We start from the raw sequence: 15331 nt of genomic DNA on the forward strand, positions 1-15331 counted from the left end.
GGGTGACATGTCAACTATATTCCACGCGCCGGATCAGCAGCACCGCCCGGTCGTCGTCACCGCGGTCCACCTGCTCGATGATCCGCGTCGCCGCGCCCTCCCACCGCTCGGCCACCGCCACGCGGGCGGTCTCCCGCAGCCAGGCGATGCCGTCGTCGATCGGCAAGGACCGGGACTCGACCACGCCGTCGGTGTAGAACATCAGCGCCTCACCGGGGGCCAGGGTGCCCCGGCTCTCGACGACCTCGGGCCCCTCGCACACGCCGAGCGCCGTGCCCCGCGCGTTGTCGACCTCCCACTCCCCTGAGGCCAGCGACCAGCGCAGCGCAGGCGGGTGGCCGGCACTGCGGACGAGGTAGTCCCCCGTCGCGAGGTCGAGCGCCACCTGGACGGCGGTCGCGATGCTCTCGTCGGAGGGCTGGCGCAGCAGGAAGGTGTTCGCCGCGGCCAGCAGCCGGTGCTCGGGCACGGCGGCCAGGAGGCTCTCCAGCGCCCCCGCGAACCGGACCGCGGCAGGCACCGCCGACGCGCCGCTCCCGCAGACGTCGACGAGCACCAGCTGGAGCCGGCCGGTGGCGGTGGCCAGGTCGCTGACGATGAAGTCGCCGCCGTACTCGAACCCGGAGGCGGCGAGCATCGCCGACTGGTGCTCCCAGCCGGCCGGCAGCTCCGGCATCCGGCCGCGGGCGAGCAGGCGGTCACGCAGCCGCGTCCACTCCCCCGCTTCGTCCACGCCCGACAGCGTACGCAGGGTAGCCTTCCTCCGGGCTCGGTTCGGCCATCCCCCCTTGGCCGGACCGGGCTCGCCTGCTTCCCCGGCATCCCTAGAATCGGCACGTGAGCGAGCCGACCACCGTCGACGTCCTGGGCGAGCCGTGGACCGCGGAGACCATCGCACTGCCCGACGACTTCGAGGGCGAGGTGGTCGCGACCCTGGTCAGCCGGCGCGGCGAGACGCCCACCGAGCACGCCGTCCTGCACGTGCACGGCTTCTCCGACTACTTCTTCCACACCGCGTGGGGCGAGTGGTGGCTGGAGCGCGAGCACGACGTCTACGGCCTCGACCTGCGCAAGTACGGTCGCTCGATCCGCCCGCACCAGTCCGCGACCTACGTCGCCGACCTCGAGGAGTACTTCGCCGACCTCGACGCCGCCTGGGAGCGGATCACGGTCCGCGACGGGCACACCCGAGTGGTCCTGTCCGGGCACTCGACGGGCGGCCTGGTCGTGGCGCTGTGGGCCGACGCCCGGCAGCCGGCCGAGCTCGCCGGCCTGCTGCTCAACTCGCCCTGGCTGGACCTGCAGGGTCCGGCCCTGCTCCGTACGCCGGCCGTCGGCCTCGCCGTGGAGCAGATCGGCCGGCGCCAGCCGATGCGCGTGCTCGGCCGCCAGGTCGAGGGCCACTACGCCCGCAGCCTGCACCGCGACCACGCCGGCGAGTGGGACTTCGACCTGACCTGGAAGCCGCTCGGCTCCTTCCCGGTCCGCTTCGGGTGGCTGCGCGCGATCCGCCGCGGGCACGCCCGCCTGCAGGCCGGGCTGTCGGTCTCCGCACCGGTGCTGGTGCTGTCCTCGGACCGCAGCAGCTGGCCCAAGGAGATGGGCGAGGACGTGTTCAGCACCGACATCGTGCTCGACGTGCGCCAGATCCGCCGGTGGTCGACCGCCGTCGGACGCCACGTCACCTATGCCGCCGTACCGGGCGCGGTGCACGACGTCGTGCTGTCCCGGGCCGAGCCCCGGGCGCGGGCCTACGACGAGATCGAGCGCTGGCTCGCGGCGTACGTCCTGCGCTGAGGCTCAGCGCCGGGAGTCAGCGCAGCCCGGCGATCAGCTCCAGCGACTCCCGCACCCGGGCGGGAGCACGGTCGGTGCGCCACTCCAGGCTGAGCACGCAGGTGAGCGAGGTGCTCCACGGCAGCCGGTGCAGGCGCTTGGACGCCAGGTCCTCGTGGATCATCATCATCGGCAGCACGGCCAGGCCGAGCCCGGCCAGCGCGCTCGCACGGACCGCGTCGAGGCTGGTCACCTGGAGCACCTGGTAGTCCGACCGGCCGCCGGTGAGCAGGTCACGCTCGGTGGCGGTGCGGCACACGCACTGCTCCGGCCCGGCGAGGACGGTGCGCGAGCGCTCCACCTGGGGGCCGGCCGCGACCAGGGCGAGCGCCTCGCGCCGGATGATCTTCTGCCGCAGGTGCGGGCCGGCGGTCACCTCGGAGGTCTGGCCGACCTCGGTCGCCCGGGGGATCAGGGCGATGTCGAGGTCGCCGTCGCGCAGCCGGTCGGAGAGCCGGCAGGGCGTGTCGGCGGTGACCTTCGAGGCGATCGGGCCGGCGTCCAGGCGCAGCCGCTTGAGCAGGCCCGGCAGGTGGTAGCAGCAGCCGAACTCGGTGGCGCCGAAGCGGGCTCCGTCGCTGGCCCGCTCGCGCCGGGCGCTGGCGAGGGCGTTGTCGAGGCTGCGCAGGATGGTGGGGGCGTGCTCGAGGAGGTCCCGCCCGGCGTCGGACATGGTGACGCTGGCGCCCTCACGGACGAACAGCGGCACGCCGACGACGGCCTCGAGCTGGCGGATGTGACCGGTGACGGTCGAGCGCGCGTAGCGCAGGTCGGATGCCGCGGCGGCGAAGGTGCCGGACTGCGCGGCGGCAACGAAGGTCTCGAGCCATTTCGTGTCCATGCTGACCTGGTCGGTCCCGAGCCGGACCGGCCGTTTTCCTTTCCCGGGAAGGTGAGGGGGTTCCGGCACGTGCCGGACTAGGAGCCGTTCGACTGGCGCCGGCGGTGCGAGGCGACGCGGCTGCGGTTGCCGCAGGCCCCGTTGGAGCACCACCGACGGCGCTGGGCCCGCGAGGTGTCCACGAAGACCAGGTCGCAGGTCGGGCCCTCGCACACGTGCAGCCGGTCTGCGTCGGCCCCACCGAGCAGGTCGACGGCGTCCGCGGCCACGGCGGCGAGTGCATGGTCGAGGGAGGGTGCTCCCCCGGCCCGGACCGTCCAGTCCGCCGCGAGCCGACGGGGCCGGCGCGGTCCGGCGGCGAGCGCGTTGAGCCGGTCGAGGTCCCCCGGGTCCGGCGCGCGGTCGTCGACCCGGGCGTGGACGAGGCGGTGCAGGAGCGCGCGCAGGTCGACGAAGGCGTCCACCCAGGCGGGCTCGACGACCGCCTCGTCCACCGCGACCAGGTCCGTGGTCGCGAGCCAGAGGGCCAGCCGGTCCGGTCCGGTCATCCGTTCGACCGGGGCGCCGGAGAGCCGGGCGCCGACGGTCGCGACCAGGTCGAGGCTGAGCCGGCCGGTGTCGAACCGGAAGTCCGGTGAGGCTGCGGGACGTGCCGTCACGAGGTGCCCTTCGTCGCGGCGCCGGGCGTGAGCGGCACCGCTGCCAAGGTACACAGACCCGCGACCGCCCAGACCACGCCCCACGAGCTGGCCGTGAGCAGCACCGGCAGCAGCACCGGGGTGAGGAAGGCCGCGGCGAAGACGGTGGTGTTCTCCAGCCCGAGCGCGGTGCCGGCGCGCTCCGTGCCGGCCATCGTGGCGATCTCGGTGTAGGCGACACCGTGCCAGGCGTTGGCGAGCAGGCCGCCCACGGCCAGGGCGGCGGCGACGAGCACGGTCGGCGCGTGCACGAGGCTGGCCGCGACCACCATGGCGAGCGCGGTCGCGACGCCGATGAATTTCACGTAGGCGCGGCGGTTGCCGTGCTTGTCGGTGTAGCGCCCGCTCCAGACCCGAGCGGCGGCGCCGCCGACCTGGACCACCAGGATGGTCGCGGCGGCCACGCCGATCCCGGCGCCCTTGGCGTCGTGCAGGAAGACCGCGGCGAAGGTCAGGATCGCGAACTGGGGCACGGTCAGCAGCCCGCTGGCGATGGCCAGCCGGAGCACCTGCCGGTCACCCAGGACCGCCCGCGCGCTCGCGCCGACCGGCACGACCGGACCGGTGGCGCTCGGCGTGGTCTCGGCCTCGGGAGGCTGGCGCATCCAGCGCCAGGTCGCCGCGGCGGAGACCAGGCAGAAGGCCGCGAGCACGGCGTAGACCGCACGGAAGCCGGCCGTGGAGGCCAGCCAGGGCAGCAGGGCCGTGCCGATCGCACCGCCCGCGGGGATCGCGGTCTGGCGGATGCTCATCGCGAAGCCGCGCTGGCCGTCCTTGAACCACGCCATGACGGCGCGCCCGGAGCTGCCGTTGACGCTGCCGCCGAGGATGCCGACGACGAGCAACGCGACGCCGAGCAGGACGGTCGAGGGCACCCCCGCCGAGGTCGGTACGACGGCCGCGGCCATCAGCGCGAGCAGCAGGCCGGTCGAGATGAGCCCGGTGAGCAGGATCTTGCGCTCGCCGTACTTGTCGGTGGCCACGCCCCAGCCGACCTCGGAGACCGCGATGCCGAGGGCGATGCAGCCGAGCACCAGGCCCAGGGCGTGGGTGGAGAGGTGGTACTCGCTCTGCATGGTCGGCCCCGTGACCGGGATGCCGGAGAAGGCGGCGGAGAAGCTCGCCTGGGCGGCCACGCCGATGCCGAGCACCACCCAGCGGTGGCGGGAGCCGGTCGTCGTGCCGGCGGGCGGGGCGTCGGGCTCCGCGGTGATGGTCGTGGTGTGCCTCATGAGATCTCTTCCCGGAACGAGACTAATTGGTTGAACCCATTACATAGGAGAACGATGGAGGTGCGCAAGGTGGTCTGGGTCTCAGGCCCGGGCGACGGGCTGCTCCCAGACCACGAGCAGCGTGCAGCCCGCCGGGCTCGCCGGCGCGTGCGTGCTGCCCGGCTCCATGACGATCACCGAGCCCGGGCCGAAGGTCCGCTCGTCGAACTCCAGCGCGCCGTCGAAGACGTAGATCAGCTCGAATCCCGGGTGCACGTGCGGCGCCGCGCTCGCGCCGGGGTGGTAGCGCACGATCCCGGCCGACGGGCCGGTGCTGCCGGTCTGCGCGGTGGTGTAGAGCCGGTGGATGTCGATGTCCTGACGGCCGTCGCCCTGCATCGGCTCGAAACGCAGGTCCTCGGGCACGCCGTCGCGGAAGAGTCCCTGCAGGAACGGCGCGGCGATGCCGGGGAACGGGGTGGTGGTGGTCATTCGGGTTCCTCTCTCGGGGTGAGCTCGGTGAGCTCGGGGCCCTGGGCGCCGGCGGCGACCCAGTCACGCACCGCGGCGCGGCGTACCTTCCCCGACAGGGTCCGGGGCAGCGCGGCGGCGAGAACGATGTCGCGGGGTCGCAGCGCGTCGGCGACGACGTCGTCGATGTGCGCCCGCAGGGTGTGGTGGAGCCGGGTGCCGGCCGTCGTACCGGCGGCGGGGACGACGACCGCGACGGGAGCCAGTCCACGCCCCGCGTCCGGCAGCGGTACGACGGCGACCTCCGCCACCGCGGGGTGGGCCGCGATCGCGTCCTCCAGCTCCGGCGGGGAGACCCGGTGCCCGGAGCTCTGGAAGACGTCGTCGAGCCGGCCGAGCACCTGGATCCAGCCGTCGTCGACCGTGCCGACGTCACCGGTGTGCCAGCGCCGGGTCGGCCGGCGCGGGTCGGGCAGGTAGCCCGCGGTCACCCCGACCGGGTCGCCGTCCATCTCCACGACGATCTCGTCCTTCGTCGTCGTGGTCAGCCGGTAGCCCGGCATCGCCTTGCCGACCGCGCCGACGGGGGTGGCCATGCCCGGGCTGGTGCCGGCCAGGCAGGTGGTCTCGGTCTGCCCGTAGCCGTCGCGCACCACCACGCCCCAGGCGCTGCGGACCGCGTCAACGACCTGGGGCGAGGCGCACTCCCCCGCGCTGGTCGCCTCGGCGAGCCGGATCCGGGCCTGGTCGAGGTGGCTGGTCAGCGCGCTCCACGTGCTGGCCGGGGCGCACAGCGAGGTGGCGCCGGTGCGCTCCAGGAAGCGCGGCAGCCGCTCGGCCGGCACCGGCTCGGTCGCGGCGACCAGCTCGGCCTGCGAGGTCCACGGCACGAAGAAGCTGCTCCACGAGTGCTTGGCCCAGCCGGGCGCGGAGACGTTGACGTGCCTGATGCCCGGGTAGAGCCCGTTCCAGAAGACGCTGCTCAGGTGCCCGATCGGATAGCTGGCGTGGGTGTGCGCCACCATCTTCGGCGCGGCGGTCGAGCCCGAGGTGAAGTAGATGTAGGCCAGGTCGTCGGCCGGGGTCGGGCCGTCGGGCACGAACGGGTGGTGCTCCTCGGCGGTGGGCGCGGGGAGCGGGATCCAGCCGCCCTCGCCCGCGTCCACCCCGACCACGACCCGCAGCCCCGGTACGTCGGTGTCGCGCACCCGGGAGCGCACCTCCGGCTCGCACAGCACGTGGTCGACGTGCCCGCGCACCAACCGGTCGGCGACCTGGTCCCGCGGCAGGCTGGTGTAGAGCGGGACGGTGACCGCACCGACCTTCAGCAGGCCGAGCAGGACCACCCACAGCTCCAGCCGCTGCCCGAGGACGACGGCGACCCGGTCGCCGCGACGCACCCCCTGGGCGACCAGCCAGCAGGCCAGGTTGTCGGACATGACGGACAGCTCGCGGTAGCTGTGCCGGCCCGTCGGCTCGCCGTCCACGTCGTGCAGGGCGAGCGCGCCGAGGTCGTTGCCGGCCGCGATCACGTCGAACCACTCCAGCGCCCAGTTGAAGTGCGCGGGACGCGGCCAGCGGAACTCCCGGTGCACCAGCTCGTGGTCCGTGCGGTGGCGCAGCAGCAGGTCGCGCGCGGCACGGAACTCGTGGTGGGCCGGGGTGTCCCGCAGGTCCCAGTACGACGAGCCGGTGGCGCTCACAGGGCGACCCGCTCGTCGTACCGGTCGGTGTGCGCGGGAGCGGCGAGCGCGGTGAGCATCGTGCTCGCGATCGCGTCGGCGTCCTTGACGAACGAGCCCCAGGGACCCGGCCGGCCGCTGCCGACCTGCATGAACCAGCGGCAACCCTCGGTCGGGATGCCGAGCACATGCAGCGAGCGCACCGGGTCGCCGGCGGCGTCGACCGGGTGGAAGGGCGTCGCGGTGACCGCCACCGCACCGGTCAGGAAGTCGCCGGCGGACCGGTTGACCCAGGGGGTCAGCACGCCCGCCGCGGCGAGGCCGCGGTGCAGCGGGTCGCGCGAGGAGCGCAGGTCCGGTGCGGGGATCCGGGCGTCGAGCAGCACGTCGATCCGGGTGCGGGAGCCGGCGACCGCCGGCGAGGACGCGACCAGGCCGTGCTCGTCCCGCTCCACCGAGAAGCCCGGTCCGAGCAGGCGCACGACGCCGGCGTCGACCAGCGCGACCAGCTGGCGCAGGCGGTCCCGCGGCGGACCCGCCGCGAGCGCGGAGACGAGCGGCTCGAACCAGCGCACGAACTCGTGCTCGTGCGCGGCCGCGGTCAGGCCTCCGTGGTCGACGGCGTCCCGGACCAGCTGGCGCACGTCGCGCAGCACGTCGAGACCGGCCTTCGTCGGCCCGTCGGCGTTGCCCTGCGCGGACAGGGCCAGGTCCTCGGCGACCAGGTCGAGCAGGGCGGCGGTGTAGTCCGCCGGGCTGGCGAAGCCCACGCCGCGGAACGGCTGGGCCATCGCCTCCAGGTCGGGGACCTCGTCGGTCAGGCCGTGGCGGCGGGAGACCTCCTGCACGACCCGGCACGGATCGGGGTCGCGGTTGACCGCGGCCAGCTCGGCCGGCGTCAGCAGGGCGACCGGCCGGCCGTGGGCGAGCCGCAGCTCGGCCTCGGCGCGCACGATCATGATCTCCGCCAGCACCCACGGCAGCACGTCGCCGCGGAAGGTCACCGCCGGCCCGGCGCGCAGGGCAGCCACCCGCTCGGCGGTGAACACTCGCGGCACGTAGCCGTGCACGGCCGGCTTCTGGTTCACCCCGCGCGCCCGCAGCGGCACGCCGGAGCGCGAGCCCGCCACGATGAGCGGCTCCTGCCCGCTGGCGACGTAGCGCAGGGTCCCGCCGTCCTCGACGTACCGGCCGCCGCGGCCCTCGGTGAGCAGGGCCAGGGTGTCGTAGAAGGTGAGCCCCAGGCCCAGCACGCCGACGACCTGGTCGGGCCGGACCGCGCTCAGGTCCAGGTCGGCGGCCGAGTCGGCCGGCACCCGGTCCGGCTCGGCCGAGGGCGCCGGGCGCGGGTGACCGGTGCACAGGGCGACCCGGTCGGCGTACAGCTCCTCGCCGTCGGCGCACTCCAGCCGCCAGCGCTCGCCGTGCCGGCTCATGCCGAGCACGCGGGTGTGCCGGCGGTGCAGGCGCACGCCCTCGGGCAGCGCGTCCTCGATGCGGTCGAGGACGAAGCCGAGGTAGCGGCCGTAGAGCGCGCGGGAGGCGAAGGCGTCCGGGCCGGCCCGCTCCGGGTCGAAGGTGCTCCACCACTCGGCCAGCGACGGGCCGGCGCCGGGCCGGGCGGGCCCGTCGTCCGCGGGTCCGGAGAACATGGTGACCTCACCGGCGACGGTGTTCATCAGGAGCAGCTCGGACTGGTCGGGGCGCCAGATCCGGCCGCTGCCGACGGCCACGTCGTCGAGCAGGGAGATGTCGAGACCGGACCCGGGCGGCTCCTCCTGCAGGCGCGCCGCCAGCCGCTCCAGGACGGACAGCCCGCGCGGTCCGCCGCCGACGATGGCGAGCGAGCCGACGTCGTAGCCGTCCTCGTGGCGGGCGGTCTGCTGGAGCATCGCGAGCAGGCCGGTCGAGGTCACGCCGCGGGACGCGGCGCGGCGCTGCGGGACGATCGGCATCCGCCCGGTGCGGACCCACTCGATCCGGCCGTCGTCGGCGATCGCGCTGCGGCTCTGCCCCGCGTTGTCGGCGTGCAGGCAGAAGGGCACGTCGAGCAGACCCTTGGCGAAGGCGCGCTGGAGCGCCTCGCCGACGTCACCGGACTCGCTCAGGGTGGCGAGCACCAGGGTGCGCGCCTCCTCCAGGATCCCCGTGGAGCCGACCTCCGGCGCGGGGTCGACGCCCTGTCCGGCGTACGCCGCCCGGCCGGCCTCGGCCGCCAAGGTGAGCGCGCGCAGGTTGTCCTCCACCGAGGGGATCCGGGTCGCCTCGACCTCGGTCTTGACGATCAGCCGCTGCGCCCCGCCCGCGACGGCGAGCGCAGCACTGCGCGCCAGCAGGCGCTGGGCGCCGCGGACCGTCGTCGGGTAGACGCCCATGTAGGTGTAGAGCACCACGTGCCGGCTCACCTCGCGCGGCAGCAGCTCCGCGGCGAGGGCCGACAGTGCGCGCAGCGCCTCGACGTCCTGCTCGTGGGAGGTCTGCTGGGCATAGCTCAGCGAGACCGACGCGACGCCGTGCTGGGCGAAGAAGAGGCCCTCCAGGACGCTGATCGCCACGAGCAGCGACGGCGGGCACATCTGCCCGAGCAGGCAGCCGCCGAACGTCTCCAGGTGCGCGACCTCCCCCGCGGCGTGGGCCGCGGCGGCGAGCGCCTCGCTGCCCTCCGCCCAGGCCGCCACGGACGCCGGCAGCGGTGTGCGGCCGTAGGGCAGGCAGTAGGACACCGGGCCGCCCTCGCTGCAGAACAGCCCCGCCTCGGCCATCGTCGCGAAGATCGTCCTCGGGTCCGACGAGCCGTGCCGGACCTGGACCGGGATGTCCTCGCCGACCGCGCCCGCCACGGCCGCGGCGACGCCGGCACCGTGGCTGACCAGCGGGTAGCCGTTGAGCGCGGCTCCGCTGTCGAGGGCCGCCCGGGCACCGCGCAGGTCACCCACCCGGGTGTAGCTGTCCAGCGTCATCGTGCCCGCCGTCCAGGCGGGCAGGTCCCGCACGGCCAGCAGGCCGGCGCGCATCTCCTCGGGCCGGGCCATGCCCATCCGGGGCTGGACCACCAGCTCGCGCTGCGTGGCCGCCCGGCGCACGTAGGAGCTCAGGTCGACGTACCCCATGGCTAGGCGCCGGCCGGCTCGAGCCGCCGCTGGCCGGCGAGGGCCGCGATGGTGCTGACCAGCTGCACCGGGTCGCTCAGGACCGCGTGGAAGCCGGCCGCGAGCAGCGCCGCCTCCGCGTCGAGGCCGAGCTCGCCCGCGACGCCCAGCTTGCCTCCGATCACGGCCGGCACGGAGGCCGTCACCGGGTCGGCGGCGAGGTGCCGCATCACCCGGGCTCCGTCGATCGCACCGTGCCCGTTGACCGAGCTGATCACCAGGGCGTCCGGCCGGTGCTCCCGCAGGGCGTCGGCGACGAGGTCGTCGGGCGTGGTGGCGCCGAGGTTGACCACGGTGCAGCCGTGCTCCTCCAGCAGGAGCTGGAGGTAGACCAGGTTCCAGGTGTGGGAGTCGGACGAGACGGAGGAGAGTACGACGAGGGGCCGGTTCACAATGTCCACCTATTTGATCGAGTTTGTGTTGGTAACTCGAACTCTGCCGGTGGAAGCACCTGGTCGGGGAGCCGGTTCGCGAAGTCCGACGGAACGTTCAGGGATCCCGAATCACGGTGCGGCGGTCGTCACATCTTCCGACCGTGGTCGGAGGCGCACGGGCGCACCGGCGCAGTAGTCTCCGGCCATGGATCCCGTCACCGGCCTCTCGATCGGCCGCATCCTGGTCGGCATCGTCGCCCTGGTCGCCCCGTCGACCGCGGCCCGCCTCTTCGGCGTCACGCCCGCTGCCAACCCGCAGCTCGGCATCTTCGGCCGCATGTTCGGCGCGCGCGAGATCGCCCTCGGCGCGGTCACCCTGGCCTCCAGGGGCGCGCTGCGCCGCAACCTGACCGTCGTCGGCATCGCCGTCGACGGCGCCGACGTCGCCAGCGGCGCGCTGGAGATCACCGCCGGCGGTGTCCCCAAGCTGCAGGGCGGGGCGCTCGTCGGGGTCGCCGCAGGCGCGGTCGGCGCCGGCATCGCCGCGCTGGTGCTCAGCCGCGGCAAGTAGCCGCGGACGGCCCGCCGGGCTCAGCTGTCCTCGGACAGCGAGACACCCAGCGCGACGCCGTAGATCGTGGCGACGACCACGAAGAAGCCGAAGGCGATCCAGCCGACGATGATGCCCGCCAACGCCAGGCCGGCACCGGACTCGCCGCGCTCGTTGATCTGCTTGCGTGCCACATGGCCCAGGATCGCGCCGACGACGCTCGGCGCTCCGCAGCACACCAGCAGGCCGGCGATGCTGATCACCAGGGAGGCGATCGCCATCCCGTTGGTCGGCGCGGGCGGGGTGTAGGCGTAGCCGCCGTAGGGCTGTCCGTAGGGCTGCTGCTGCCCGTACGGCTGGCCGTACTGGCCGTAGGGCTGCTGCTGCCCGTACGGCGACGTCGGCTGCTGCGGCTGCTGCGGCTGGGGTTGCTGGGGCGCCGGCTGGGTCTGGTTGGGGTCGGGCTCGGGCTGCTCGCCCCACGGCGGTGTCGACATGCGGGTGTCCCTCCGGTCAGGTCACGATGATGACGGTGACGGCCACCAGGCCGACCACGACGATGATCCCCCGCAGCACGAGCGGGGGGAGCTTGCGTCCGACCGCCGCGCCGACGAAACCGCCGACCACGGAGCCGGCGGCGATGAGGGCGACGATCAGCCAGTCGACGTCCGCATCGGTGCCGAACAGCCCCAGCTCGGCCACGACGACGAAGATCAGGCCCGCCACGCCGTTGACGACAGCGACCAGGACGTTCTTGACCCCGTTGAGCTGTTGCAACGACTCGTTGAGGCCGATGCCGAGCAGACCGATCAGGATCACGCCCTGCGCGGCGCCGAAGTAGCCGCCGTAGACGCCGGTGCCGAAGGCCGCCAGCGGCATCCACCAAGGCAGGATCGCCGGCCCGGGCACAGCGGGGGCCGGGTCACGACGCGCGGCCCGGGCGGCGACGTAGCGTGCGAGCCGGGGCTGGACGACGACCAGTGCGACGCCCAGCAGGATCAGCACCGGTACGACGGTCTCGAAGGCGCCCGGCGGCAGCACCAGGAGCAGGATCGCCCCGAGCACCCCGCCGGCCGTCGAGAACACCAGCAGCCGGGTGACCAGCGCACGCTGGCCGACCAGCTCGCGGCGATAGCCGACCGCTCCCGCCACGCCGCCCGGCACCAGGCCGAGGCTGTTGGACATGTTGGCGGTCACCGGAGGCACCCCGAACGCCAGCAGCGTCGGGAAGGTGATCAGCGTGCCGGAGCCGACGACGGCGTTGATCGTGCCCGCACCGACGCCGGCCAGTGCGATGGCGACCGCCTCGAGCGGACTCACTCGGTGGGCGCGGGCGGCGCCGGTGGCTCACCGCTCGCGGACGGCTTGCCCGGGTGGGCGGCGCTCTCGGCCTCGGCGATCGCCTCCTGGACGGCCTCGCTGGTGCCGCTCGGCGCGGGCAGCTCGGGCTCGGTCGGGCCCATGTCGACCCGCTTGGCCGGGCCCGGCGTCGACTTCGGGATGCCCGCGATCTCGTGGATCGAGGAGCCCAGGCCCTCGAGCGCCTTGGTGATCTCCGAGGGGATGACCCACACCTTGTTGGCGTCGCCCTCGGCGATCTTCGGCATCATCTGGAGGTACTGGTAGGCCAGCAGGGACTGGTCGGGGCGGCCGTCGTGGATCGCCTGGAAGACGGTCTGGATCGCCTGGCCCTCACCCTGGGCGCGCAGGATCTGCGCCTCGCGGTCGGCCTGGGCGGACAGGATCTGGGCCTCGCGCTCACCCTCGGCGTTGAGGATCGCGGACTGCTTGTTGCCCTCCGCGGTGAGGATCGCCGACTGGCGGGCACCCTCGGCGGTCAGGACGAGCGCGCGCTTGTCACGCTCGGCACGCATCTGCTTCTCCATCGCGTCCTTGATCGACGGCGGCGGCTCGATGCCCTTGATCTCGACCCGCTTGACCTTGATGCCCCAGCGGCCGGTCGTCTCGTCGAGCACCGCGGACAGCCCGCTGTTGATCGACTCACGGCTGGTCAGGGTCTGCTCCAGGTCCATGCCACCGACCACGTTGCGCAGCGTGGTCATGGTGAGCTGCTCGATCGCCTGGATGTAGTTGGAGATCTCGTAGGTCGCCGCGATCGGGTCGGTCACCTGGAAGTAGATGACGGTGTCGATGTCGACGGTCAGGTTGTCCTCGGTGATCGCCGACTGCGGCGGGAAGCTGACCACCTGCTCGCGCAGGTCGATCGTGTAGCGCACCTTGTCGATGAAGGGCACCACGAAGTTGAGACCCGCGGGCAGGGTCTCCTTGTACTTGCCGAAGCGCTCGACGATGCCGGTGTAGGCCTGCGGGACGACCCGGATCGCCTTCGCGATCACGGTGATCACGAGGAGCAGCAGCAGGATGAGGACGACGAGCACGACCACGGGGGTCTCCTTCAGTCGGTGTCGGACGGTGGGGCGGACGACAGGGAGGGCGGCTCGGGCAGCGAGCGGACGTGCGCGGTGGCGCCGACGATCGAGACCACCTCGACCGTGCGGCCCAGCGCGATGGCCGCCTCGCCGTCGGCGGAGACCGCCAGCCAGCTCTCGCCGCCGATCTTGACCCGGCCCGGGCGGTGCTCGGCCACGGCCTCGGTGAGGATGCCGCGCGCACCGACCAGGCTGGCCGGGCCGAGGACCAGGTCCGGGCCGCCGTGCAGGCGGCGGACCAGCGGTGGCCGGACACCGACGAGCAGCAGCAGCGCGGCCGCGGAGGCCACCAGCACCTGGACCACGACGCTGTCGGTGACCAGCGCGGTGCCCATCCCGGCGAGCGCGCCGCCGGCGAGCATCAGCAGGAACAGGTCGAGGCTCAACAGCTCCGCGAGCGCGAGCGCGATCGAGACCCCGAGCCAGGTCTCCCAGAGGTGGTCGCGCAGCCAGTCCATGGCCGAAACCCTAGGCCATGGGTCCGACGGAGAGCTCAGCCGCGGTGCTGGCGGCGGCGGGCGGCGTAGCGGCCGTCGTGCTCCTCGAGCACCAGCGGCATCCCGAAGGTCGCCGACAGCGTCTCCGCGCTGAGCGTCTCGGCCATCGGCCCCTGCGCCACGACCGCTCCCCCGCGCAGCATCAGCACGTGGGTGAAGCCCGGCGGGATCTCCTCGACGTGGTGCGAGACCAGCACGGTCGCCGGCGAGGACGGGTCGTAGGCCAGCACGGAGAGCGTGGACACCAGGTCCTCGCGGCCGCCGAGGTCGAGCCCGGCCGCGGGCTCGTCGAGCAGCAGCAGCTCCGGGTCGGTCATCAGCGCGCGGGCGATCTGCACCCGCTTGCGCTCCCCCTCGCTCAACGTGCCGAAGGTGCGCTCGGCGAGGTGCATGACGCCGACCTCGCGGAGCAGGGCGTCGGCACGGGAGTGGTCGACGTCGTCGTACTCCTCGCGCCACCTCCCCAGCACGGCGTACGACGCCGAGAGCACCACGTCGCGGACCTTCTCCTGGCGCGGGATCTTCTCCGCCGTGGCCGCGCTGGAGACACCGATGCGGGGGCGCAGCTCGAACACGTCGACGGTGCCGATCAGCTCGCCGAGCACGCCGACGGCCCCCGTGGTCGGGTGGACCTGGGCCGCGGCGACCTGCATCAGGGTGGTCTTGCCGGCGCCGTTGGCGCCCAGCAGGATCCAGCGCTCCCCCTCGCGCACCACCCAGCTCACCCGGTCGAGCAGCGTGGACTGCCCACGCCGGATGGTCACCTCGGCGAGCTCGAGCACTGCGGACATGAAGGCCACCCTAACGAGTACGGTCGAGACCGTGAGTGGACTCCCCGCATCCGCCCGGCTGGCCTGGTGGGGCACCGCCTGGTTGCAGGGCCGGATCGGCCCGGACGACCTCCTCGACGCGGTCCTCGGCGACGACGTGACCCACGTGGTGGGCGGACCGGACGGGTCCGCTCCCCTGCTGCTGGAGCTCGCGGACGCCCGCGCCGAGGGCGCCACGGCGATCGCCGCGGTGTTCCCCGCGCCCGGCGACCCGGCGGGCCTGCGCGGGCCCCGGGAGACCAACGCCGCGGCCATCGAGGCGGGCGAGGTCGCCCTGCTGCTCGGCGCCGGCCGGGCGCTGGTGCCGGCCCAGGTCGGCCGCGCGGTCGAGTGGACCCTGCTGCCGGCCGAGCGCCGGCCCCCGCCCGACCTCGGCGAGGCCGACCGTGGCCTGCGGGCCGCGCTGCTGGCGGCGGCGAACGCGCTCGCGGAGCTGGACGTGGCGAGCTGGCGACCCGAGGTGGCCGACGAGCTGCACGACCTGCGCTCCGCCGTACCCCTGCGGGCGCCGGGAGGCACGCCCGCACGCTGCGTGGACCTGGCCGGCCGGGCGCTGCACCTGGAGGCGGTCGCGCACCTGGCCCTGGCCGACGACGGCGGCGCGGTCAGCGCCGGTGAGGCCGCCGCCCGACGGGCCGCGATCGAGCCGCTGGAGCAGGCCGCCCGCCGGGCGCTGAGCGCCGCGTGCTCGCCCGACGGCTGGCCACCGTCGCCCTGAGGTCACCGGGAGCCGATAGCCTGC

General features: G+C 74.1%; 16 protein-coding genes. 3 read left to right on the forward strand and 13 right to left on the reverse strand.

Annotated elements, in window-relative coordinates:
* Positions 1–10: 10 nt before the first annotated feature.
* On the reverse strand, positions 11–733 hold the full coding sequence (locus MRBLML1_RS14145; RefSeq protein WP_364516914.1) for a PP2C family protein-serine/threonine phosphatase: 723 nt from the start codon (positions 731–733) through the stop codon (positions 11–13).
* Between the two features lie 104 nt (positions 734–837).
* Between MRBLML1_RS14145 and MRBLML1_RS14150 the strand changes: the two genes are divergently transcribed.
* On the forward strand, positions 838–1797 hold the full coding sequence (locus MRBLML1_RS14150) for an alpha/beta hydrolase (protein ID WP_364516916.1): 960 nt from the start codon (positions 838–840) through the stop codon (positions 1795–1797).
* Positions 1798–1813: 16 nt separating this feature from the next.
* Here the strand turns inward: MRBLML1_RS14150 and MRBLML1_RS14155 are convergent, their stop codons facing one another.
* From MRBLML1_RS14155 to MRBLML1_RS14185, 7 genes are all read right to left on the reverse strand, one after another.
* Positions 1814–2677: a LysR family transcriptional regulator gene (locus tag MRBLML1_RS14155; protein WP_364516918.1), complete on the reverse strand. Its 864-nt coding sequence runs from the start codon at positions 2675–2677 to the stop codon at positions 1814–1816.
* Between the two features lie 77 nt (positions 2678–2754).
* Positions 2755–3336, reverse strand: a complete 582-nt coding sequence (locus MRBLML1_RS14160; RefSeq protein ID WP_364516920.1) for a CGNR zinc finger domain-containing protein — start codon at positions 3334–3336, stop codon at positions 2755–2757.
* Entirely contained in the window at positions 3333–4607 is a 1275-nt protein-coding gene (locus MRBLML1_RS14165; RefSeq protein WP_364516922.1) for an MFS transporter, read from the reverse strand. Before MRBLML1_RS14165 ends, MRBLML1_RS14160 begins: the two co-directional genes overlap by 4 nt.
* Before the next feature lie 81 nt (positions 4608–4688).
* On the reverse strand, positions 4689–5078 hold the full coding sequence (locus MRBLML1_RS14170) for a cupin domain-containing protein (protein ID WP_364516924.1): 390 nt from the start codon (positions 5076–5078) through the stop codon (positions 4689–4691).
* Positions 5075–6760: an acyl-CoA synthetase gene (locus MRBLML1_RS14175; protein WP_364516926.1), complete on the reverse strand. Its 1686-nt coding sequence runs from the start codon at positions 6758–6760 to the stop codon at positions 5075–5077. The genes MRBLML1_RS14170 and MRBLML1_RS14175 overlap by 4 nt, the downstream gene beginning before the upstream one ends.
* Complete coding sequence (locus tag MRBLML1_RS14180) at positions 6757–9849, reverse strand: FAD/NAD(P)-binding protein (RefSeq protein WP_364516928.1); 3093 nt, start codon at positions 9847–9849, stop codon at positions 6757–6759. The genes MRBLML1_RS14175 and MRBLML1_RS14180 overlap by 4 nt, the downstream gene beginning before the upstream one ends.
* Positions 9850–9851: 2 nt before the next feature.
* Entirely contained in the window at positions 9852–10280 is a 429-nt protein-coding gene (locus MRBLML1_RS14185; protein ID WP_364516930.1) for a cobalamin-dependent protein, read from the reverse strand.
* A 187-nt stretch (positions 10281–10467) separates the two neighbouring features.
* Between MRBLML1_RS14185 and MRBLML1_RS14190 the strand changes: the two genes are divergently transcribed.
* Positions 10468–10833: a hypothetical protein gene (locus MRBLML1_RS14190; protein WP_364516933.1), complete on the forward strand. Its 366-nt coding sequence runs from the start codon at positions 10468–10470 to the stop codon at positions 10831–10833.
* 20 nt (positions 10834–10853) lie between these two features.
* Here MRBLML1_RS14190 and MRBLML1_RS14195 read toward each other — a convergent pair whose 3' ends face one another.
* Genes MRBLML1_RS14195 through MRBLML1_RS14215 form a run of 5 tightly spaced genes read right to left on the reverse strand, consistent with a single transcriptional unit; the run spans position 10854 to position 14550 of the window.
* The gene (locus tag MRBLML1_RS14195; protein ID WP_364516935.1) at positions 10854–11309 is read right to left on the reverse strand and encodes a DUF4190 domain-containing protein; all 456 of its coding nucleotides are present in this window, start codon (positions 11307–11309) and stop codon (positions 10854–10856) included.
* 16 nt (positions 11310–11325) lie between these two features.
* Positions 11326–12132 (reverse strand): sulfite exporter TauE/SafE family protein, encoded by an 807-nt coding sequence (locus tag MRBLML1_RS14200; protein WP_364516937.1) that lies wholly within the window; start codon positions 12130–12132, stop codon positions 11326–11328.
* The gene (locus MRBLML1_RS14205) at positions 12129–13217 is read right to left on the reverse strand and encodes an SPFH domain-containing protein (protein WP_364516939.1); all 1089 of its coding nucleotides are present in this window, start codon (positions 13215–13217) and stop codon (positions 12129–12131) included. The genes MRBLML1_RS14200 and MRBLML1_RS14205 overlap by 4 nt, the downstream gene beginning before the upstream one ends.
* An 11-nt stretch (positions 13218–13228) precedes the next feature.
* A complete protein-coding gene (locus MRBLML1_RS14210; RefSeq protein WP_364516941.1) occupies positions 13229–13720 on the reverse strand; it encodes an NfeD family protein in 492 nt (163 codons plus the stop codon).
* A 35-nt stretch (positions 13721–13755) separates the two neighbouring features.
* On the reverse strand, positions 13756–14550 hold the full coding sequence (locus tag MRBLML1_RS14215) for an ABC transporter ATP-binding protein (RefSeq protein WP_364516943.1): 795 nt from the start codon (positions 14548–14550) through the stop codon (positions 13756–13758).
* A 31-nt stretch (positions 14551–14581) separates the two neighbouring features.
* Here MRBLML1_RS14215 and MRBLML1_RS14220 point away from each other — a divergent pair, with 31 nt between their 5' ends.
* The gene (locus tag MRBLML1_RS14220; RefSeq protein WP_364516945.1) at positions 14582–15307 is read left to right on the forward strand and encodes a hypothetical protein; all 726 of its coding nucleotides are present in this window, start codon (positions 14582–14584) and stop codon (positions 15305–15307) included.
* Positions 15308–15331 lie beyond the last annotated feature (24 nt).

The organism is Nocardioides sp. LML1-1-1.1, assembly GCF_040676175.1.
Taxonomy (GTDB): domain Bacteria; phylum Actinomycetota; class Actinomycetes; order Propionibacteriales; family Nocardioidaceae; genus Nocardioides.